Source organism: Chryseobacterium sp. GM_Chr_2 (assembly GCF_026540445.1).
Lineage (GTDB): Bacteria > Bacteroidota > Bacteroidia > Flavobacteriales > Weeksellaceae > Chryseobacterium.
The window spans coordinates 103,330-122,691 of the sequence record NZ_JALNUD010000004.1 but is presented as its reverse complement, the minus strand read 5'-3'; the positions used below and the strand labels follow the sequence as shown (position 1 = coordinate 122,691).

The following is a 19,362-nucleotide window of genomic DNA, read 5'->3' as shown; positions in this document are numbered from 1 at the left end:
TCTCTTTTATGAAATACCTATATTTGGCTAAAATATCAGCTATGAAAAATGTACTCGTTTTAATGACCATGGTATCAGCTTTTACTTTTACCAAAGCACAAAATACATACTATCCGCAGGCTTTTTTCGATAAAAAATTAGCACAAAACATGATCGGTTTCGGGAACTCAACCATTGAAGGTGTGGCTTCCACCAAGCAGAAAAACAACTGGGGAATCAAACCTTTGCTGGCAGAAAAGCATTATGCCAAAAAAGGAACCGTGGTGATGCTTTTTCCTGTAACTCCTTATTTTGAGGAGTTTTACGATATGAGAAAGAAGTATGAAAATAAAAAGACGACCGTTTATATGTCTGAAGAAGCTTTTAAATACAGAATTGAAGCCCTGACTGACGACCACGGAAGATTTAAATTCGAAAAACTGAAACCCGGAAAATATTATCTGGAAACCATTATTAATTTTACAGCAACTGCAAGTTATCAGAAACAAACCGGACAATCGGATGCTTATAACGCTTACGGAGGATATTTGTATTCTACCCCAATCTATCAAACGTTTTTCTATGGCTACAATGCAGGAAACCGAGAAAGCAAGTTTGTAGAGATAAAACAGGATGGCGAAATAAAAGAGATCAAGCTATAAGGCTTGATTTTTTATTTTCTTGAACCCATGATCTGATGAACGTTTTTCTCAATATTTTGGGCAATAGTTTCCATCGGAATATCGTTTTCGTCGTTGTTAAAAGGATCTTCAATTTCTTCAGCAATTAATTCAAGACTCATCAAAACATAATAAATAAAAACCGTCAACGGAATGATAAAATTCCCGATATTGATAACGTAAGCAATCGGCAAGGCGAAAACATACAGAATAATAAATTTCTTGATAAACGAAGAATAAGAATACGGAATCGGAGTGTTTTTAATTCTCTCACAACCGCCGCAAACTTCAAGAAAACCTGATAATTGACTGTCTAAATACAACATTTCAATATCCGAAATTTTTCCTTCTTTTTTTAATTGATTTAATTTATGACTCATTAAAATTACAATCTCGCTCGGACCGTGGTTTTTCAGTTCTTTTTCAATTTCAGAATAATCTTCATCCAACGCCAATCTTGTAGATTCTTTCGATAAATGTTTCGCTAAAAAATGTGGAAAGAATTTTAAATATCTTGCCATTTGTTCAGCAGTTTGTCTGTCATCTCCAAGAATTGTATTGATTTTTATGGCAAAATTTCGTGTGTCATTGACTAATTTTCCCCAAAGTTTTCTGCCTTCCCACCATCTGTCATATGCCGTATTTGTCCTGAAAACCAATAACAAAGAAAGTACAAATCCCAACAAAGAATGAATCATTCCCACATTACTGATTCCCGATTTTGAAGTTAAATGAAAATACTCAAGTTCCAGATATTCAATTCCCCACGAATATAATCCCACAAGGATCATGCTTGGGAATAAAATTTTCAATGTATCGCTCTTATGTAAACTGAAAAGGATTTTCAGGAAATGTTTGGTGTTGTAAACTCTCATAAATTCTCTTGGTTTCACAAAGATAAAATTTTCGCTTTATCCGAACTTTATTAAAAAAATTAAAATTTTGTTTAAAACTAAAGCTCATGCTATCATTTGCTGAATGAAATGCCTTTGCGAAAGGAAAAATATGCATGAAATTTTCAAATAAAAACCTTGCGCCTTTTGTGTTGAAAAAGGATTCTTCATTAGACTTTCATTCCGTTCGGAGCTGTATTCTGTAAAATATTTGTGAAATCTGAGGAAGATAAATCTACCCTCAAAATTTTTTCAAAATTCAAAAAAACACTATTTTTAGATCTCATTTTAAATACCAAATCAAAATGATCCTCCAAAACGTAGATGTTGTCACAGATATTAGTAAAGAAGATTTCCAGAAAAATTACTTCAAAAAGCATAAACCTCTTTTGATAAAAAATTTTGCAAGTCGATGGGATGCTTTCGACAAATGGAATTTCGACTTTATCCGTGAAAAAGCTGGTGAACAGGAAGTTCCTTTATATGATAACAAACCTGCGGATGCGAATAAAAGTACAGATGCGCCAGTCACAAAAATGAAAATGAAGGATTATATTGATACGATAAAAAGTAATCCTTCTGATCTTCGAATTTTCTTTTACATCATCACAGATCGTCTTCCTGAATTATTAAAAAATTTCACTTATCCGGATTTAGGGATGAAATTTTTTAAGCGACTTCCAACCCTATTTTTCGGTGGAAGTGAAGCTCATGTTTTGATGCATTATGATGTAGATTTGGGGGATTTCTTACATATTCATTTTGAAGGGAAAAAGAGAATTTTACTGTTTGATCAAAAGCAGTCTGCCTTTTTATATAAAGTTCCGTTGTCGGTTCATACCATTTATGATGTAGATTACGAAAATCCTGATTATGAAAAATTTCCTGCGCTGAAGTACGCCAAAGGTTTTGAAATTTTTATGGAACATGGCGATGCGTTGTTTATTCCGGGAGCATTTTGGCATTTCAACCGATATTTAGAGCCTGGTTTTTCGATGTCGCTTCGTGCGCTTCCGAATAAACCGAATGTTTTTGCCAATATGTTGTATCATGTTTTCATTATGAGATATACAGATAAATTAATGCGAAAACTTTTTAAAGCTAAATGGGTGAATTACAAGCAGAAATGGGCGTATAAAAAGAGTTCGAAGGCTTTGGCTAAGATCAAATAAACTGTCTGCTGATAGTTTTTTAATAATCTTTGTCAAGATTTTAGATATTGACAAGGATAGAATAAATTAAGTATGGTGAAAACTTTAAGCCGAGATCTGATTCCTGCAACCTAATTCCTATTTATTTCATACTTTTACCGACCTAATTTTTAAGAACGATTGTAATGGCAAAGGCAGCGAAGAAAGAAACCCCGTTAATGACGCAGTACAACACCATCAAGGCGAAATACCCTGATGCGCTTTTGCTATTCAGAGTGGGGGATTTTTATGAAACTTTCGGGCAGGATGCTGTTAGAACTTCTCAGATTTTAGGAATCGTTTTAACGAAAAGAGCAAACGGTGAAGGTCATATAGAATTGGCCGGATTTCCGCACCATTCAGTAGATTCTTATCTTCCAAAATTGGTAAGAGCAGGAATGAGAGTTGCGATCTGCGACCAGTTGGAAGACCCAAAGACAGTCAAAGGAATTGTAAAAAGGGGAGTTACGGAACTGGTAACACCCGGAGTTACATTCAACGATCAGGTTTTAAATTCAAAAAAGAACAATTTCCTGTTGTCTCTTCATAAAGAAAAGGAGAAATTCGGAATTGCGTTGGTTGATATTTCTACGGGAGAATTTTTGGTGAGTGAAGGAAATTTAGAAAAGTTGCTTCACATCGTCAATACTTTTGACCCGAGTGAAATTATTTATCAGCGAAGCGTTCAGATTCCGGAGCAGATTAAAAATAAAAATGCCTTTAAGCTTGAAGATTGGGCGTATCAATATAATTTCGCTTACGAAAAACTGACGAGTCATTTTAAAACCAATTCGTTAAAAGGTTTTGGGGTTGAAAACCAACCGTTGGCAATTACGGCGGCAGGAGCGATTTTCGCTTATTTGGTAGAAGATACGCATCATAATTTATTGGCTCATATCACCAAAATTCAGGTGATTCCACAGGAGGATTTTCTAATGATGGATAATTTCACATTGAGAAATCTTGAAATTGTTTACCCAAGTAATGCACAAGGAAAATCTTTGTTAGATATTATCGATAAAACATCAACTCCGATGGGAGGGAGATTGTTGAGACGAAGAATTATTTTACCTTTAAAATCCGTCGAAGAAATCAACAGAAGGCTTTCTTTAATTGATTTTTTAAACGAAAACGATCAGCTTAAATATGATATTTCCCAATTATTAAAATCGATTTCCGATTTAGACAGATTGATGGGAAAACTGGCGGCAGAAAAAATTTCACCAAAAGAATTGGGATATCTTCGTCAGAGTTTAATTAATATTCATACAATTAAAGGGTTGCTTCATCCTCATGCTGATATTTTGGCTTGGCTGGAACCTTTGTACGATCAAGATGAATTGATTAAATGCCTTCAAAATCATTTGAATGAAGAGCTTCCTGTCAATTTAGCGAAAGGAAATGTCATTAAAGAAGGGATTTCCGAGGAATTGGACAGATTAAGAGGTCTTCAATCTAAAGGTCGAGGTTTCTTAGACGAAATGTGCCAAAGAGAAATCGAAAGAACCGGAATTACAAGTCTTAAAATTGATTTTAACAATGTTTTTGGATATTATATTGAAGTCCGAAATACACATAAAGATAAAGTTCCGAGTGATTGGTTGAGAAAGCAGACGTTGGTAAATGCTGAACGTTACATTACCGAAGAGCTTAAAGAATATGAAAGCCAAATTCTTGGTGCGGAAGAAAAAATTGGAGCTTTAGAAAATCAGTTGTACAGAAATGTATGTGCTGAAACGATGATTTATATCGATCAGATTCAGGAAAATTCTAAAATCATTGCGCAATTGGATGTTGCAGTTGGTTTGTCCGAACTTGCTGTTTCTGAGAGTTATACAAAGCCCGTTTTGAATGACGGTTTCGCTATCGATTTAAAAGAAGCAAGACATCCAATTATCGAAAATGCACTTCCTTTAGGTGAAAAATATATTCCGAATGATGTTTTCTTAGATAAAGATTCTCAGCAGATTATCATGGTTACAGGACCAAACATGGCGGGTAAATCGGCGATTCTTCGTCAGACTGCGATTGTTTGTCTTTTAGCTCAAATCGGAAGTTTTGTGCCTGCGAAACATGCTGAAATCGGAGTTTTAGATAAGATTTTCACGAGAGTAGGAGCAACAGATAATATTTCTGCAGGGGAATCAACTTTTATGGTTGAAATGAACGAAGCCGCGAATATTTTAAATAATATTTCCGAAAGAAGTTTAATTCTTTTAGACGAAATTGGTCGTGGAACTTCTACTTACGATGGAGTTTCCATTGCTTGGGCGATCGCGGAATATCTTCATCAGCATCCGACTCAGGCAAAGACTTTGTTTGCAACGCATTATCATGAATTAAATGAAATGACGGTAAACTTCGAGCGTGTGAAAAACTTCCACGTTTCAATTCAGGAGAATAAAGGGAATATTATCTTTTTAAGAAAATTGGTTCCGGGCGGAAGTGAGCATAGTTTTGGTATTCACGTTGCGAAATTAGCGGGAATGCCTGCAAAAGTAGTCAACAGAGCTAATGAAATTCTGAAAACTTTGGAAGCAAGCCGTTCTCAAAGTGGTGGTTCTTCTGAAAATATTAAAAGAGTGACAGAAGAAAATATGCAATTGTCTTTCTTCCAGTTAGACGATCCTGTTTTGGAAAATATTCGTGAAGAATTGACGAAAATTGATATTAATACGTTGACACCGATTGAGGCTCTAATGAAGCTGAATGCCATTAAAAAGATGATTGGTAAATAATTTTTAACTAATCATATTTCTTTAACGTCAAAGGGAAAGTATATAAAAAACGAACAGGCTCACCATTATTTGTGGCGGGTTTCCATCTTACAAATAGTCTTCTTACGGCTATTTCAGCGGCTTGCGAATGCTTTTTATCATCTCCGGTAGCAGTGACGAATCTTACATATCCGTTTTTTTCAACAATGAAATAGACTCGCGTATTTATTTGGTCTGATTTCACATCAATGACATCCATTTTTTCTGCAAATTGTCTTTTAAAAGTATCGGTTCCGCCAGGAAATTCAGGAAGAGTATTGGCTGTGGTGACGACATCATTTAGCTTCATTCGAGTTCGTAAAATCCCATAATCCGGAATATTTTTCACATTACTAAATTCAGGAATATAATCTTCTTTGGCTTGAGAAAATGCAATAATGCCGAAGAAAAGCATTAAAGAAAGAAGTGCTTTTTTCATAGTAAACGGATTTGATGAATGTATTGTGAATGCAAAAAAAGCGCCTAAATCAGACTGATTGTATAATTTTAACGTGTGAATATTGTTGAAAAAGAAACCTTTCATTAAATTTGAGTATGAAAAAAATAATCCATCTATTTTTATTTCTTTTTTCTATTTCAGTTTTCAATGCTCAACAAAAAGATGTTCCATCTATAAAATATGAAGAGCTTGAAAGTAGAATTCAGCAAGAAAAAGATCAACTTTTGGTAGTCAATTTTTGGTCGACCACCTGTGCTCCTTGTGTGAAAGAACTTCCGCATTTTATGGAAATCAACAAAAAATATTCAGATAACCCAAAATTTAAAATGATCTTGGTTTCCTTGGATAGATTGGTAGATAAAGAAAGAGTGATTAAATTTATTAAAAGTAAAAATCTCACCGCTGAAGTTATTTTATTGGATGATATCAAAAGGATGAATACCTGGATTCCCCGTTTTGAAAAAGATTGGGATGGAAATATTCCGGTGACGATCTTCTATAAAAATGGCGAGAAAGTTCATTTTAATGATGGTGAGATGAGCAAAGATGTATTAGAAAATATAATTGTAAAAAACTTATAAACAGATATTTATGAAAAATTTTAAATTATTAATAACTGCTTTTATTGTTGTGCTTGGCTTACTGAGTTTTACAACAATAGATCATGGTAAAAACGGAAATGATAATGAAAATAAATCTGCTATAAAAGGCTATGAAGTTGGTGATGAAGCTACGGATTTTAAGCTGAAAAATGTTGATGGAAAAATGGTTTCTCTAGCAGATTTTAAATCAGCAAAAGGGTTTATCGTTGTTTTCACATGTAATCACTGTTCTTATGCTAAAAAATATGAAGACAGAATTGTAGAGTTAGACAAAAAGTATAAATCTCAGGGTTATCCCGTAATTGCCATCAACCCAAATGACCCTAATGTGCAGCCTGAAGATGGTTATAAGCAGATGATCGAAAGGGCAAAGCAGAAAGGTTTTACTTTTCCGTATTTAGTAGATGAAGGGCAGAAAATTTCCCCTCAATACGGAGCCACAAAAACGCCTCATGTGTTTCTTCTGCAAAAAGAAAATGGTAAAAATATCGTGAAATACATCGGTGCTATCGATAATAATTACGAAAATCCGAACGATGTTTCCGAATATTATGTTCAGGATGCAGTGAATGCTTTGATTAAAAATGAGCCGATAAAAATGACGAAAACTGTCGCAATCGGTTGTACCGTGAAAGTGAAAAAATAATATATTTGTAAAAATATCAATTAAAAACGGGCTTTAGTCCGTTTTTTTAATGAAAAAAATCTAGCCAAAAAATCAATATGAAATTCAAGTGTAGCTTAAAATATTTCGTTTCAACAATATTAATCTTCTTAATTGAAGTTTTAATTGCAACCAAACTCAAAGATATTTTCTTTGTAAGAGCCTATCTTGGCGACGTTATTGTGGTGATGTTGATCTACACTTTCATCAAAAGTTTTTTTGAAATAAAGAATAATCAAAAACTAATTCTGGGGGTTTTTATTTTCTCATGTTTGGTTGAGTTTGCGCAATATTTTAATATTGCAGAAAAACTAGGCTTCCAACCGGGAAGCCTAATGTATATTGTAATCGGAAATTCTTTTTCCTGGATCGATATTTTGTGTTACACAGCTGGATGTTTGCTACTTTCTGTTTTCGTTAAAATCAAAGAAAAAAAGAAAATTGTTCAATAGTTATCTTCCGAAACTATCATATTTATCTTCGGCATATTTTATAAAACGATTTAATAATGCCACATTATCTTTTTCCATCGGTGAAAGATCTTTATCTACATTATTCGAAACCGGAATATACCAATCTGTTTGTTCAAAAAAGTTTCTGTAAGTCGCTTTTTTAAAGGCATATCCGTGTCTTGCGAAAACTGAATTTTTAATGATCTCCATATCCAGTTTTCTTAGATTTTTTAAATCTTTTTCAGATAATTTCTGCTTTGAAGCATTTAAACTGAAAACTGCATCCGAAGCAATTCTGTTTTTAGAAGCCGTATAAGTTTCTGTTTTTCCGGTTTCTTCATCCGTATATTTTTCGACAAAATTTTTCGGATTTTCCCAATCGATGAGGTCGTTGTCTTTATTCAACATGAAATTAGGATTATAAACGAATTCTTTTTTAGTCAGTTTTAATATTTTTACAGGCGCTTTTACCGCAGATTTATTAAAAGCCGACCAATTTCCGGTTAAACTATCGCTGTTCAATTTTACTTCAAATCTGCCATCCGTTTTATCATTTCCCGGCTCATCAAGCACAAAAGATTTTGAAGTTTCATTAAAAACTCCACGAAAAGGTCGCTGATTTCCTTCAACAATACTTTGTCCGTAAACGCTGTCTTTAGTAATTCTGTTGATCTTCAGAGACAATTTTTTGTAAATTTCACCTTCGTATTGTTCGCCATCTTCAGAGGTAATCATTCCTTTTCCTGCAAAATCTCCGGTGTAAATTCCGTAATACTCTTTATAGATTTCTGGCGCAACCGTTGAATCTTTTTTAGCAGTAAGGCTGTCTTTTGAATTGCTGTTAGACTTTCCATCTTTTTTACAACCGATTAAAGTGACTGTAAATAAAGAGATCAAGGTTAATTTTAAAATTTTCATATCTATTGTTTTTGATTTTATGGTGATATTTAACGGCAAAATAATAATTTCACAAATATTTTTTGGCAATTAAACATTCAATTAATAAAAGATTTGGAATCCAGCCCAGCCATGCAATGATTTGATAAACATCCATCGGGTTTGGGTGAAATAAATATACAATAATTACTTTCCACATTCTCAAAGTGACTGCAGATAATGTTAAAGCGAAGCTTCGCCACATCCATTGTTTGTGTTCTTTAAAATTTTTCTGTCGAGCTAATTGATACGCTTTAAAGGTTGAGAACCACCATAAACAGCCTAATATTACGAAAGAAATTTTAGCAAAAATTTCCCCATTGGCAAAAATTCCCATGTAAATTCCCGACGGTGCTGCTAAAAGTAGAATCAGAAAAATATAAATCTTTCCGATATTTTTATGGAAATTTTTTAATCTAAAATCTTTTCGGAGAATGGCTAAAAATCCACTCAATAAAACAAAAATACTGGTGTAAACATGAGTGTAAAAAAAGTAGAGATATTCCGGTCTTTCAATAACTTCTGTTTGCTTAATCATCAAAAAACTGACATTGGTATCTAAAGGAATATACTCTAAAGTGATTTTCAACATCAGCCAAAAGAAATATCCGAATCCTATGATTAAAAGGATTTTAAGAATATTCGGAATATTTTTTTTGACTGAAAGCATGGTTATAATTTGTGAACTTTTTTAAACCACTAATATCACAAATTTCCCACAGGTATTCACAAATAAATTGTGTCATTAGTGAAAAAGATTCGTGCAATTTGTGTTTAAACTATTTCGAGTTTAAATCCTGTGCAATCAGCCAAGCCTCACTCCAGCAAGCCTGAAAATTAAATCCACCCGTTACCGCATCAATATTCAGAACTTCTCCGGCAACGTAAAAATTAGGCAAAATTTTCGAAGACATATTTTTAAAATTAATTTCCTTTAAATCAACACCTCCTGCTGTTACAAATTCATCCTTGAAAGTTGATTTTCCGGTTACATTGAATTTCTTTTTGCATAAATTCTCTAAAATTGTCTGCATTTCTTTTCCGGAAATCTGTGCAACCTGTTTGTTTAAATCAACTTTTGAAACGTCTAAAATTCTCTGCCAAAAACGATTTGTAATTTCAAATATTTTCGATTGGCCAATCGTTTTCTTTGGATTCGATTGTTTGAAATTTTGAAATAATTCTTCAGCATCTTCCATCTCTTTTGAAATAAAATTAACTTCGATTTCAAAATTATATTTCGCTTTCGCCAAATTAATCGCTTCCCAAGCCGAAATCTTCAAAATCGCTGGTCCCGAAAGTCCCCAATGCGTAATCATCATCGGTCCGCTTTCTTCAGTTTTCAGTTTCGGAATCGAGGTTTCCGCCATTTCAAAACTTGTTCCGGCGATATCTTTCAGCAAATCATCTTTAATATTAAAAGTAAATAAAGAAGGAACTAGATCAATAATTTTATGACCTAAATTTTCAATCATCTTCAACGATTTCGGAGAACTTCCGGTAGTATAAATTACAAAATCTGCTTGAAAATCTCCCAAACTTGTTTTCACAAGATATTTTTTATCAAGTTTTTCAATTTCTTTTACTGAACATTTTGTTTTTACTTCAACATTTTTCTTTTGAATTTCATTCAAAAAAGTATTGATAATCGTCTGTGAAGAATTACTTTCCGGAAAAACTCGGTTGTCATTTTCTATTTTTAATGAAACTTTTCGCTGATCGAACCAATCCATCGTGTCGCCCGTTTGAAATTTGGTGAAAACACTCAATAATTCCTTATTCCCTCGGGGATAAAACTGAACCAATTCTCTTGGATCAAAGCAGGCATGAGTCACGTTGCAACGACCGCCTCCTGAAATTTTCACTTTCTGAAGTACGTCCGAATTTTGTTCAAGAATGGTAATTTTATATTTGGTTTCGTCTAGATTGGATGCACAGAAAAAGCCTGCTGCACCGCCTCCGATAATGATAATTTGTTTCATAATGTTATTAATCTTATGCTCAAGATTATTTTTGCAAAACTACAATTTTTATAAACCATCTTATTTGAGTAATTTTGAGGAATATAATTTTTCATCTTTAAAGTGAAAATTATCAACTATTTTAAAACAAAATTTAAATGATATTCTACCATAAATTCGAAGTTCGTTGGAGCGATCTTGATGCCAACAAACATTTAGCAAATTCATCTTATGTTCAATATTGCGCTCAGACGAGAATGGCTTTCATGAAGCTTGAAAAGATGGGCGTTACGCAAATGAGCCGTTGGGGAATTGGTCCTGTGATTATGCACGAAAGATTTTCTTTTTTCAAGGAAATTTTTGCTGATCAGACGGTTATTGTAAGTCTTGAGGTTGATGCTTGTGCAGATGATTGTTCGATTTACCGTTTCGTTCACAAATTCTATACGCCGGAAGGAGAGCATTGTGCAACTTCTGAAGCAACAGGTGTTTGGATCGATACAATGTTGAGAAAAATGACAACTCCGCCGGATGATGTGGTTGAGGCAATCAATAAATATAAAACCCCGAATACTGTGGTGTTGACGAGAGAAGATTTTAAAAAATTACCTTTCCGTCCGGAAAATATAGATCCGGCAGTATTTAATTAAAATGGTTTTAAGTTTAATGTTTTGAGTTTAAAGTTCAAGCATTACTCATTACCAATTATTCATTACTTATAATTAAAAGATATGTTTGAAGATAAAGAACAGGAATTAACGCCGATTTCGAAATTGGGAGAATTTGGGTTAATTAAACATTTAACAGAGCATTTTCCTTTGGCTAATGCCTCTTCGGAGCTTGGAGTGGGAGATGATGCCGCAGTTATTAATCCTGAAAATAAAAAAGTTGTTTTAACGACGGATGTTTTGGCAGAAGGCGTTCATTTTAACTTAGGATATGTTCCGTTGAAACATTTGGGTTATAAAGCTGTTGTTGTGAATCTTAGTGATATTGCGGCAATGAATGCAACTCCGACTCAGATTTTGGTTTCTTTGGCAGTTTCTAATCGTTTTCCGGTAGAAGCACTGGAAGAAATTTATTCAGGAATTCAGGCGGCTTGCGGAAGGTATAAAGTTGACTTAATCGGCGGAGATACAACGAGTTCTAATGCTGGGTTGGTGATGAGTATTACCGCTGTCGGAATTGAAAACGAAGAAAATATTGTGAAAAGAAGTACTGCAAAACCAAACGATTTGCTTGTTGTAACCGGTGATTTGGGAGGTGCTTATATGGGACTTCAAATTTTGGAAAGAGAACATGCTGTTTTCCTTGCTGACCCAAATATGCAGCCCGAAATGGAGGGTTACGACTATATTTTGGAAAGACAATTGAAGCCGGAAGCAAGAACCGACGTGAAAGGAATTTTGGAACAATTGGATATCAAACCGACTTCTATGATTGATATTTCTGATGGTTTAGCTTCTGAAATTCTTCACCTTTCTGATCAGTCTAACGTTGGTTTCAGATTGTATGAAGAGAAAGTTCCGATGGATACTCTAACCATTGAAACAGCAGATGAATTTAACTTAAATCCAGTTGTAACCGCTTTAAGTGGTGGTGAAGATTATGAATTGTTGTTCACGATTTCTCCAAACGATTTTGATAAAATCAAAAACCATCCGGATTTCACGATTATTGGTCATGCCGTTGAAAAAGAAGAAGGAAACTTTATGGTCGCGAGAGGTTCTAATCAGTTGATTGCTTTAACGGCGCAGGGTTGGGATGCTTTTTTAGGAAATAATCAGGAATAAAAGATATTTTACTTTATATATTTGAAAACCACTGTTTTGAACAGTGGTTTTTTGTTTGATGATGATTTTAATTTTTAATGAATTTATAATTTTCTTTATTATTGATACTTAAAAGATAAATTCCTTTTGATAAATGTGAAACTGAGATATTTTCCCCCTTTGTTTTTCCTTCAGCCATTATTCGTCCTTCAGAATTAAATATTTTATAAGATGAATTTTTTTCATTTAAACCTTTAATATTGATGGAATTATACGCCGGATTTGGAAATACTTTTAAAGCATTCGATTTTTTAATATCAAAAGTTGATAAAGAACTGCTACAACCAGGTAAGTCATTCAAATTAATAGCAGGACTCGTTGTAGGTGTAGTAACTGTTAATGTTGAATGTAATGGCAACGATTGATTAAAAAAGCCTCCATTTTTTAGATAAAACTTATTGTTATTAGTCCCACCAAAAGCGTCAATCCTTTGATTAGCGGTATAGGTAGCATCTGCAGTGAATTTTGCCTGAGAAAGCGGCATCCATAACCCTTGTTTTGTTCTGATCCATTGATTACCATATTCTGCTTTTCTTCCTAAATAGCCATAATCTGGAAGGAAGTTTTCAACAAAACTATAAAAACTCTTGAGATAAGTATTGGTATAAGGTCTTTTCCAGCTGGCAATCAATTTCCAGGTTCCCACTTCGGGAGCGAAAAACCAAGCGGTATAATCTGTTTTTCCTGTTCCGTCGGGCTCACCTTTTAAAAGAAATTTGTAAGTAACACCAGCCTGCCAATTGTATTGTAAATAGCTTTGACCACCAGAGCCTTCATTTCCAAACTCTCCGGTAATTACATTTTCGCCTTTACAATTAAGCTTTATTTTATGATCGTCAGGAATATTGTTGGGATCATCTGTCGGAAAAGGGCTCCAAACCGAGAACAAAATTCTTCTTTCCGTAGCTGAATTTACCTGAATCCCAAAGTAACCTTCCGCAAAACCATTGGCCATAAAATATGAGCCTATTTTATCTTCACCCGTCGGAATCGTAACTTCATTATAATAGTATGAAGTGTCTGTGTTAGAAGGTAAAACATACGATAAATGACACGACGGACCTCTTCTTGCCCAGTAATAATAATTCGGGTCGTTACAGAAAAGATTAGTGCCATTAGAAGCGTCTCCCGAATAAATAAGATGAGAAACATCTGCAAAATATCCACCGGTTTGGGTGATGCCTTGCAAATCTACTTTTACATAACCCGCAGTTACCGAAAAATTACCAACAGGATGAATAGCATAAGTAGATCCTGTAATAGAAATATTTTGAGAAACTCCATTCACCGTTATTTTTATCGTGCTGGTTCCAGAAGGGACTTTTGCTTTTAAACTTAAATTTAAAGTTCCCGAATTACCTACTTTAAAATAAGTACTTACGACAGTGTTAGGATTGATCCAATTACCCAATCCGTTATTGGTAATCACTTCCGGAGCCCCAGGTGGAGCAGATGTTACAAATGCATTTCCTGCCAATGGAACTTCTTGATCTAATTTGTAATTCGGTTTTTTTGCTGCATTAAAATTCTTACAGCAGAAAAATGAAATTACCGTAATAAAAAGTAGTTTTGTTTTCATTATTTGAATTTTGAATCAAATATAGATTCTGTTAATGCAAATAATCTGATATATTTTTAATTTTTAAAATTTTGAATGACATTTGATTTCCAAGGTGTTTTTTTATGAATTCCATTCTTTATTTTGAAAATAATTATTTAAAATGTTAATAATATGACCTTATGGTAAATTTGATGACGATTTAATTATTTTTGAATTTGAAAATATAAAAGGCTACTAAAAATTAGGTATGGTTATCAAAAAAGGTTTTACAGAAATTTCTGAGGATGAATGTAGATTAATTGTGGATGATCGATTTTTATTGATAAATTTTCCTGTCAAAAAAGCTATAAAAATTAATTCTTACTATTATAAGATCAAGAGCAAGGAAATAGAAAAACTTTCAAACGAAATTCAAAATCTTATTGAATTTTCTAATGATGAATTACGGGCATTTGAGGAAAAGGAAGCATTTGAAAAATCCTTAATTGTAACTTATGCTTTATTGATGAAGCATGACATTATCATGATTTCAGATGTGGGATTATCTGATGAATCCATTAAAAATTTTAAAATTATAATGGAAAAAGTAATGAAAATTTTAGATAATAAATCTCTTTATTTTGTCAGAAAAAAATATGAATCTACAGAGGTTTATTTTAATTGGAGAAAAGTCTAAATAAAAAACCACTGCGTTTACAGTGGTTTTACGTATTTATAATTCTAGTCTTTCTTAATGTCGGCTTTTGCCTCTTGGTAGGTTTTGTCTACTGCTTTTGCGCCTTTTTTTGCCGTTTTCTTCGTCCATTTTGCGGCATCTTTTACACCGTTTTTGGTGGCATTGTAACCTTTTTCTGCAGTTTTTCCGGTCCATTCTGCGCCATCTTTAACGGCTGTTCCTACTTTCTTAGCATCTTTTTTAACTTCTTGCTTTACAGTCTCTTTTTGTTGTGCAGATACTCCGATTCCCAATAAAAGAATCACGGCTGCTGAAAATAATCTCTTTTTCATTTTTAAATTTTTTTGTTTTAAGGTATTTTTCAAAAATCAGACCATTAATTTTCAAAAATAAAACTAAAACAATAAGGCGTTGATTTTGATTGTTTTATAATTATTAAATGTAGGCAAAACTAAAGTGAATAGAAAAAGACTGCCTCAAAGACAGTCTTTAGTATATATAAAAATAGCAATTACGCTTTAGCAATATTCAAAATTACTTCCATTGCTTTTTGCATACTTTCTAACGCTACATATTCGTAAGGTCCGTGGAAATTAATTCCTCCTGCAAAAATATTCGGACAAGGAAGTCCCATATAAGATAACTGCGCGCCGTCTGTTCCTCCTCTGATAGCTTTGATTTTCGGCTCAATTCCAGCTTCTTTCATAGCAGCAGCAGCTAAATCTACGATGTGCATTTTTCCTTCAAACTGCTGTTTCATGTTTCTGTATTGCTCTTTAATCTCGATTTCAGCGGTTCCTTCACCGTGTTTTTGATTAAATTCAGCAATTTTTTCTTCCATGAATTTCTTTCTAGCTTCAAATTTTTCAGCATCATGATCACGGATGATGTATTGCAATTTAGCCTCAGAGATATCAGCATTAAGATCCATTAAGTGATAGAATCCGTCAAAACCTTTAGTTGTAGCCGGCGTTTCGTTTGCTGGAAGAGATTGTGCAAATTCAGAAGCCAAAAGAACAGCATTTACCATTTTTCCGTAAGCATAACCTGGGTGAACGCTCAATCCGTGGATTTTTACCACAGCTCCAGCTGCGTTGAAGTTTTCATATTCTAATTCTCCAACTTCACCGCCATCCATTGTATAAGCGAATTCTGCTCCGAATTTTGCTACATCAAACTTATGAGCACCTCTTCCGATTTCTTCGTCAGGGGTGAATCCTACAGCAATTCTTGCATGTTTAATTTCGGGATGAGCGATCAGATATTCCGCAGCCGTCACGATTTCCGCACAACCTGCTTTGTCATCAGCTCCAAGAAGCGTAGTTCCGTCTGTTGTAATCAACGTCTGACCAATATATTTCTTTAAACTTTCGAATTTTGAAGGAGATAAGGTAAAACCTGTCGACTGATTTAAAAGCAAATCATTTCCGTCATAATTTTCCCAAACCTGCGGCTTTACATTTTCACCACTAAAGTCTGGTGAAGTATCATAATGTGAAATAAATCCAATGGTCGGCTTATCATCACTTTCAAGGTTTGACGGCACATAGCCCATGATATAACCGTTTTCATCAATCGATACATTCTCCAGACCGATCGTTTTCAATTCTTCCGTGATATAATTGGCGATATCCCACTGTCTCTCTGTGGAAGGGGTTGCCTCGCTTTCGGCATCACTGGTTGAATAGATTTTTACATAACTAAGAAAACGGTTCAGTAACTTTTCTTTCCACAATTGGTTGAATTCTATTGCGCTCATTATTAGATTAAATTTCCAACAAAGTTAGCAAATTTGATGCGGAGAATAATTGATTTATCCTTGAATTAAATCATTAATCATAATTCACTGAAAATCAAAATAAAGTAAATATTAAACTGCGTAAGCCGCTTTATTCTGAAAAACAGTCATTCCTTCCATTTTGTTGGTAAACGTATTGTAAACGATCTCCACAGTAAAACATGAAATTTCATAAAGAACATATTTCAGCGTGTTTACGGTTCTTTCGTTCATCACGCGCCCGTTGGTCATTACCATATTGCATTGAGACTGCTGATCCGGCAAATTTTTGAAGTCATAGTAAGAAATATTCATAGTAATTAATTTTATTGGCAATGAAGCATATACAATTTGTTTACCAATTTGAATAAAAAATATACCACATTTTTATTTTTCCTTTATTAAAAGGTGTTAAAGGTGATGAAATTTAATATTAAATTTTTGAATCAGGTTATGATTTAATTTTTAATGAAAAAGAATTTGATAAGAAGTACTTCAAGTATTTGTTATTTAATATTTATTATTGAAATTTTAAATTGAATATAATCCTTTGAAAATCAAAATAATGTTAGATTTGTATATACCGTATTCCAAATTGTTTAGTTTTATTATATTTGAGAAAATCTAAAAGTAAAATGTTTCTTACTGAATGTCCGCGTGATGCAATGCAGGGTTGGGGAGAATTTATCCCCACTGATAAAAAAATAGATTATATCAACTCTTTGATGGATGTTGGTTTTGATGTATTAGATTGTCTGAGTTTTGTGTCTCCAAAAGCAATTCCCCAAATGGCAGACTCTGATGAGGTTGCCAAAAATATAGATAAATCCCGCTCCAATACCAAGGTTTCTGCGATTGTTGCCAATTACAGAGGTGCCGAAAAAGCATTGAAGCATCAATCGGTGGATATTATTGGTTTTCCGTTTTCTATTTCTGAAACTTTTCAGCATAGAAATACCAATAAAAATCAAGAGGAGGCTTTTGAAGAAATCATCAGAATGTTGGAATTGGTAAAAAGTGAAAATAGACAATTAAATATCTATTTTTCAATGGCTTTTGGAAATCCTTACGGCGAAATGTGGAAGTGGGAAGATGTAGATTTTTGGGCGCAACGTTTTTCAGAAATCGGAGTTAAAGATGTTTTACTGTCTGATACAACGGGAGTTGCAACGCCACAATCGATCTCTCTTTTATTTGAAAAGATACCTTCAAAATATGCTGAAATTAATTTCGGAGCACATTTTCATAACCGTTATGAAGATTCTTATTCAAAGTTAAAGGCTGCTTACGACCAAGGTTGTACAAGATTTGACAGTGCGATCAAAGGAATTGGAGGTTGTCCGATGGCAAAAGACGATTTGGTTGGGAATATGCCGACAGAACAGGTCATCAACTTTATGAGCGTAGAAAAAGCAGACCACAAACTGAATTTATTAAACTTCGAAAGTTCTTATAACAAAGCGAAGGATATTTTTCATTTTTGAGACATTGTCTCTTTTATTTTTTATAATTATGACTTCAAAAATAACTTATATAGGCGATTTAAGATGTTCAGCGGAACATTTACAATCAGGAACCATTATTGAAAGTGATGCTCCGACAGATAATCACGGGAAAGGGGAGAAATTTTCTCCCACAGATCTATGTGCGACTTCTTTAGCCGAATGTGCACTTACCACAATTGCCATTTTAGGCAAAGAAAAAAATATTAATATTGATGGAGCTTATTGTAATCTTCAAAAAATTATGAAAGGTGAGCCAAGAAGAATTGGTGAAATTGTATGCAATTTTGTGTTTTCAAATTCATATTCGGACAAAGAAAAAGCTTTTATTGAGGAAACAGCACATAATTGTCCGGTAGCGAAAAGTCTTCATCCGGATTTGGTACAGACTATGATTTTCATTTATCAGTAAAATATTTTAAAACCTTAGAATTTTCTGAGATTTTATTTTGTTTAAGAGTTTCAAAATTATTTAACTGAATTAAATATGTCCCCAATAATCTCACCTTCCGAATTAAAAAATCTTTCCATAGAAAATCTAATCATCTTAGACGCAAGAGTAGGAAAAGAAGTTCATCAAAACTATTTAAGTAAACATATTAAACGTGCAAGATTTATCGATTTAGATAAAGATCTGGCGGAAATTGGAGAAAACGCAGCTTTTGGAGGTAGACACCCGCTTCCAAGTATTGAAAAATTTGCTGAAACCCTTTCTAATCTTGGAATTTCGGAAGACGCTCATATTGTTGTTTATGATGATAAAAACGGTTCAAACGCTGCTGCAAGAGCTTGGTGGATGTTAAGGTCTTTTGGGTTAAAAAATGTTCAGGTTTTAGATGGGGGATTTCAAAATGCTGAAAATGAAGGTTTAGAATTTTCTTCAGGTCAAGAAAATTTTGAAAAAGCAAAATTAATTAAAAAAGGAAACTGGCTTCTTCCACCTTCGTCTTTGGAAACTGTTGAAAATGAATTAACAAACCGTTTTTCAACAGTAATCGATGTAAGGGATGCTTATCGATATAACGGAGAATCTGAGCCCATCGATTTGGTTGCAGGACATATTCCGGGAGCGATTAATATTCCTTTCTCTGAAAATTTAGATGAAAATGGAAATTTCCTGAAACCTGAAATTTTAAAAGAAAAATATTCAAAATTGTTAGCAGATAAACCTCAGAATTTAATCGTTCATTGCGGTTCTGGAGTGACGGCTTGTCATACAATTTTAGCGCTACATTACGCTGGTTTTGATATTCCTAATTTATATGTCGGTTCCTGGAGCGAATGGAGTAGAAGGGAAGGAAAAGAAGTTGCGAGAGAAATTTAATAGAAATATTCTTGAACCATTAAGGAGATTTAAGAAGTTAAGTTTACTTAAGTAAATATTTGATTCTTTAGATGACACAATCTTATTATTCTTAACAACTTAATTGATCTTAATGGT

General features: G+C 33.6%; 21 protein-coding genes. 12 read left to right on the top strand and 9 right to left on the bottom strand.

All coding sequences use genetic code 11. The annotated features are described in order from the left end of the window. Positions 1-41: 41 nt before the first annotated feature. Positions 42-641: a hypothetical protein gene (locus OXQ85_RS08240; protein WP_267403478.1), complete on the top strand. Its 600-nt coding sequence runs from the start codon at positions 42-44 to the stop codon at positions 639-641. An 11-nt stretch (positions 642-652) separates the two neighbouring features. Here the strand turns inward: OXQ85_RS08240 and OXQ85_RS08235 are convergent, their stop codons facing one another. Continuing rightward, positions 653-1,552 carry a bestrophin family ion channel gene (locus tag OXQ85_RS08235; RefSeq protein ID WP_267403476.1) on the bottom strand — a complete coding sequence of 300 codons (900 nt, stop codon included), beginning with the start codon at positions 1,550-1,552 and terminating at the stop codon, positions 653-655. 305 nt (positions 1,553-1,857) lie between these two features. Between OXQ85_RS08235 and OXQ85_RS08230 the strand changes: the two genes are divergently transcribed. Next, entirely contained in the window at positions 1,858-2,724 is an 867-nt protein-coding gene (locus tag OXQ85_RS08230; protein WP_267403474.1) for a cupin-like domain-containing protein, read from the top strand. Between the two features lie 164 nt (positions 2,725-2,888). Beyond that, positions 2,889-5,480, top strand: coding sequence for a DNA mismatch repair protein MutS (gene mutS / locus OXQ85_RS08225; RefSeq protein ID WP_267403472.1), 2,592 nt, complete (start codon positions 2,889-2,891; stop codon positions 5,478-5,480). A gap of 7 nt (positions 5,481-5,487) precedes the next feature. Here mutS and OXQ85_RS08220 read toward each other — a convergent pair whose 3' ends face one another. Continuing rightward, positions 5,488-5,937 (bottom strand): hypothetical protein, encoded by a 450-nt coding sequence (locus OXQ85_RS08220; protein ID WP_267403470.1) that lies wholly within the window; start codon positions 5,935-5,937, stop codon positions 5,488-5,490. A gap of 116 nt (positions 5,938-6,053) precedes the next feature. On the opposite strand from OXQ85_RS08220, the gene OXQ85_RS08215 reads away from it, so the two are divergent. The 3 genes from OXQ85_RS08215 to OXQ85_RS08205 all read left to right on the top strand — a co-directional run bounded on the left by OXQ85_RS08215 (position 6,054) and on the right by OXQ85_RS08205 (position 7,676). Continuing rightward, on the top strand, positions 6,054-6,539 hold the full coding sequence (locus tag OXQ85_RS08215) for a TlpA disulfide reductase family protein (RefSeq protein ID WP_267403468.1): 486 nt from the start codon (positions 6,054-6,056) through the stop codon (positions 6,537-6,539). 10 nt (positions 6,540-6,549) lie between these two features. After that, entirely contained in the window at positions 6,550-7,206 is a 657-nt protein-coding gene (locus OXQ85_RS08210; protein ID WP_267403466.1) for a thioredoxin family protein, read from the top strand. Between the two features lie 77 nt (positions 7,207-7,283). Continuing rightward, positions 7,284-7,676 carry a DUF2809 domain-containing protein gene (locus OXQ85_RS08205; RefSeq protein ID WP_267403464.1) on the top strand — a complete coding sequence of 131 codons (393 nt, stop codon included), beginning with the start codon at positions 7,284-7,286 and terminating at the stop codon, positions 7,674-7,676. Here the strand turns inward: OXQ85_RS08205 and OXQ85_RS08200 are convergent, their stop codons facing one another. The 3 genes from OXQ85_RS08200 to OXQ85_RS08190 form a co-directional block, all read right to left on the bottom strand. Beyond that, a complete protein-coding gene (locus OXQ85_RS08200; protein WP_267403462.1) occupies positions 7,677-8,594 on the bottom strand; it encodes a YARHG domain-containing protein in 918 nt (305 codons plus the stop codon). It abuts the gene before it with no gap. Between the two features lie 49 nt (positions 8,595-8,643). After that, a complete protein-coding gene (locus OXQ85_RS08195) occupies positions 8,644-9,282 on the bottom strand; it encodes a DUF2306 domain-containing protein (RefSeq protein ID WP_267403460.1) in 639 nt (212 codons plus the stop codon). Positions 9,283-9,391: 109 nt separating this feature from the next. Then, entirely contained in the window at positions 9,392-10,594 is a 1,203-nt protein-coding gene (locus OXQ85_RS08190) for an NAD(P)/FAD-dependent oxidoreductase (RefSeq protein ID WP_267403458.1), read from the bottom strand. A gap of 137 nt (positions 10,595-10,731) precedes the next feature. On the opposite strand from OXQ85_RS08190, the gene OXQ85_RS08185 reads away from it, so the two are divergent. Together OXQ85_RS08185 and thiL are read left to right on the top strand one after the other, a co-directional pair. Continuing rightward, a complete protein-coding gene (locus OXQ85_RS08185; protein ID WP_267403456.1) occupies positions 10,732-11,223 on the top strand; it encodes an acyl-CoA thioesterase in 492 nt (163 codons plus the stop codon). An 81-nt stretch (positions 11,224-11,304) separates the two neighbouring features. After that, complete coding sequence (gene thiL / locus OXQ85_RS08180) at positions 11,305-12,366, top strand: thiamine-phosphate kinase (RefSeq protein ID WP_267403454.1); 1,062 nt, start codon at positions 11,305-11,307, stop codon at positions 12,364-12,366. Between the two features lie 67 nt (positions 12,367-12,433). On the opposite strand, the gene OXQ85_RS08175 is transcribed toward thiL, so the two are convergent. Then, positions 12,434-13,984, bottom strand: coding sequence for a DUF3472 domain-containing protein (locus OXQ85_RS08175; RefSeq protein WP_267403453.1), 1,551 nt, complete (start codon positions 13,982-13,984; stop codon positions 12,434-12,436). 229 nt (positions 13,985-14,213) lie between these two features. On the opposite strand from OXQ85_RS08175, the gene OXQ85_RS08170 reads away from it, so the two are divergent. After that, entirely contained in the window at positions 14,214-14,642 is a 429-nt protein-coding gene (locus tag OXQ85_RS08170) for a hypothetical protein (RefSeq protein WP_267403451.1), read from the top strand. Between the two features lie 44 nt (positions 14,643-14,686). On the opposite strand, the gene OXQ85_RS08165 is transcribed toward OXQ85_RS08170, so the two are convergent. The 3 genes from OXQ85_RS08165 to OXQ85_RS08155 form a co-directional block, all read right to left on the bottom strand. Beyond that, the gene (locus tag OXQ85_RS08165; RefSeq protein ID WP_267403449.1) at positions 14,687-14,974 is read right to left on the bottom strand and encodes a hypothetical protein; all 288 of its coding nucleotides are present in this window, start codon (positions 14,972-14,974) and stop codon (positions 14,687-14,689) included. Positions 14,975-15,153: 179 nt separating this feature from the next. Then, entirely contained in the window at positions 15,154-16,401 is a 1,248-nt protein-coding gene (pepT, locus tag OXQ85_RS08160; RefSeq protein ID WP_267403447.1) for a peptidase T, read from the bottom strand. Positions 16,402-16,512: 111 nt separating this feature from the next. Beyond that, on the bottom strand, positions 16,513-16,734 hold the full coding sequence (locus OXQ85_RS08155; RefSeq protein WP_267403445.1) for a hypothetical protein: 222 nt from the start codon (positions 16,732-16,734) through the stop codon (positions 16,513-16,515). 320 nt (positions 16,735-17,054) lie between these two features. Here OXQ85_RS08155 and OXQ85_RS08150 point away from each other — a divergent pair, with 320 nt between their 5' ends. The 3 genes from OXQ85_RS08150 (at position 17,055) to OXQ85_RS08140 (ending at position 19,245) form a co-directional block, all read left to right on the top strand. After that, complete coding sequence (locus tag OXQ85_RS08150) at positions 17,055-17,903, top strand: hydroxymethylglutaryl-CoA lyase (protein WP_267403443.1); 849 nt, start codon at positions 17,055-17,057, stop codon at positions 17,901-17,903. A gap of 28 nt (positions 17,904-17,931) precedes the next feature. Then, complete coding sequence (locus OXQ85_RS08145) at positions 17,932-18,333, top strand: OsmC family protein (protein ID WP_267403441.1); 402 nt, start codon at positions 17,932-17,934, stop codon at positions 18,331-18,333. Between the two features lie 75 nt (positions 18,334-18,408). After that, positions 18,409-19,245, top strand: coding sequence for a sulfurtransferase (locus tag OXQ85_RS08140; protein ID WP_267403439.1), 837 nt, complete (start codon positions 18,409-18,411; stop codon positions 19,243-19,245). Positions 19,246-19,362 lie beyond the last annotated feature (117 nt).

Excerpts from the sequence above, each read along its gene's own strand:
- OXQ85_RS08240 (WP_267403478.1), top strand. The coding sequence starts at position 42 with ATGAAAAATGTACTCGTTTTAATGACCATGGTATCAGCTTTTACTTTT.
- OXQ85_RS08230 (WP_267403474.1), top strand. The coding sequence starts at position 1,858 with ATGATCCTCCAAAACGTAGATGTTGTCACAGATATTAGTAAAGAAGAT.
- mutS (WP_267403472.1), top strand. The coding sequence starts at position 2,889 with ATGGCAAAGGCAGCGAAGAAAGAAACCCCGTTAATGACGCAGTACAAC.
- OXQ85_RS08220 (WP_267403470.1), bottom strand. The coding sequence starts at position 5,937 with ATGAAAAAAGCACTTCTTTCTTTAATGCTTTTCTTCGGCATTATTGCA.
- OXQ85_RS08215 (WP_267403468.1), top strand. The coding sequence starts at position 6,054 with ATGAAAAAAATAATCCATCTATTTTTATTTCTTTTTTCTATTTCAGTT.
- OXQ85_RS08210 (WP_267403466.1), top strand. The coding sequence starts at position 6,550 with ATGAAAAATTTTAAATTATTAATAACTGCTTTTATTGTTGTGCTTGGC.
- OXQ85_RS08205 (WP_267403464.1), top strand. The coding sequence starts at position 7,284 with ATGAAATTCAAGTGTAGCTTAAAATATTTCGTTTCAACAATATTAATC.
- OXQ85_RS08200 (WP_267403462.1), bottom strand. The coding sequence starts at position 8,594 with ATGAAAATTTTAAAATTAACCTTGATCTCTTTATTTACAGTCACTTTA.
- OXQ85_RS08195 (WP_267403460.1), bottom strand. The coding sequence starts at position 9,282 with ATGCTTTCAGTCAAAAAAAATATTCCGAATATTCTTAAAATCCTTTTA.
- OXQ85_RS08190 (WP_267403458.1), bottom strand. The coding sequence starts at position 10,594 with ATGAAACAAATTATCATTATCGGAGGCGGTGCAGCAGGCTTTTTCTGT.
- OXQ85_RS08185 (WP_267403456.1), top strand. The coding sequence starts at position 10,732 with ATGATATTCTACCATAAATTCGAAGTTCGTTGGAGCGATCTTGATGCC.
- thiL (WP_267403454.1), top strand. The coding sequence starts at position 11,305 with ATGTTTGAAGATAAAGAACAGGAATTAACGCCGATTTCGAAATTGGGA.
- OXQ85_RS08175 (WP_267403453.1), bottom strand. The coding sequence starts at position 13,984 with ATGAAAACAAAACTACTTTTTATTACGGTAATTTCATTTTTCTGCTGT.
- OXQ85_RS08170 (WP_267403451.1), top strand. The coding sequence starts at position 14,214 with ATGGTTATCAAAAAAGGTTTTACAGAAATTTCTGAGGATGAATGTAGA.
- OXQ85_RS08165 (WP_267403449.1), bottom strand. The coding sequence starts at position 14,974 with ATGAAAAAGAGATTATTTTCAGCAGCCGTGATTCTTTTATTGGGAATC.
- pepT (WP_267403447.1), bottom strand. The coding sequence starts at position 16,401 with ATGAGCGCAATAGAATTCAACCAATTGTGGAAAGAAAAGTTACTGAAC.
- OXQ85_RS08155 (WP_267403445.1), bottom strand. The coding sequence starts at position 16,734 with ATGAATATTTCTTACTATGACTTCAAAAATTTGCCGGATCAGCAGTCT.
- OXQ85_RS08150 (WP_267403443.1), top strand. The coding sequence starts at position 17,055 with ATGTTTCTTACTGAATGTCCGCGTGATGCAATGCAGGGTTGGGGAGAA.
- OXQ85_RS08145 (WP_267403441.1), top strand. The coding sequence starts at position 17,932 with ATGACTTCAAAAATAACTTATATAGGCGATTTAAGATGTTCAGCGGAA.
- OXQ85_RS08140 (WP_267403439.1), top strand. The coding sequence starts at position 18,409 with ATGTCCCCAATAATCTCACCTTCCGAATTAAAAAATCTTTCCATAGAA.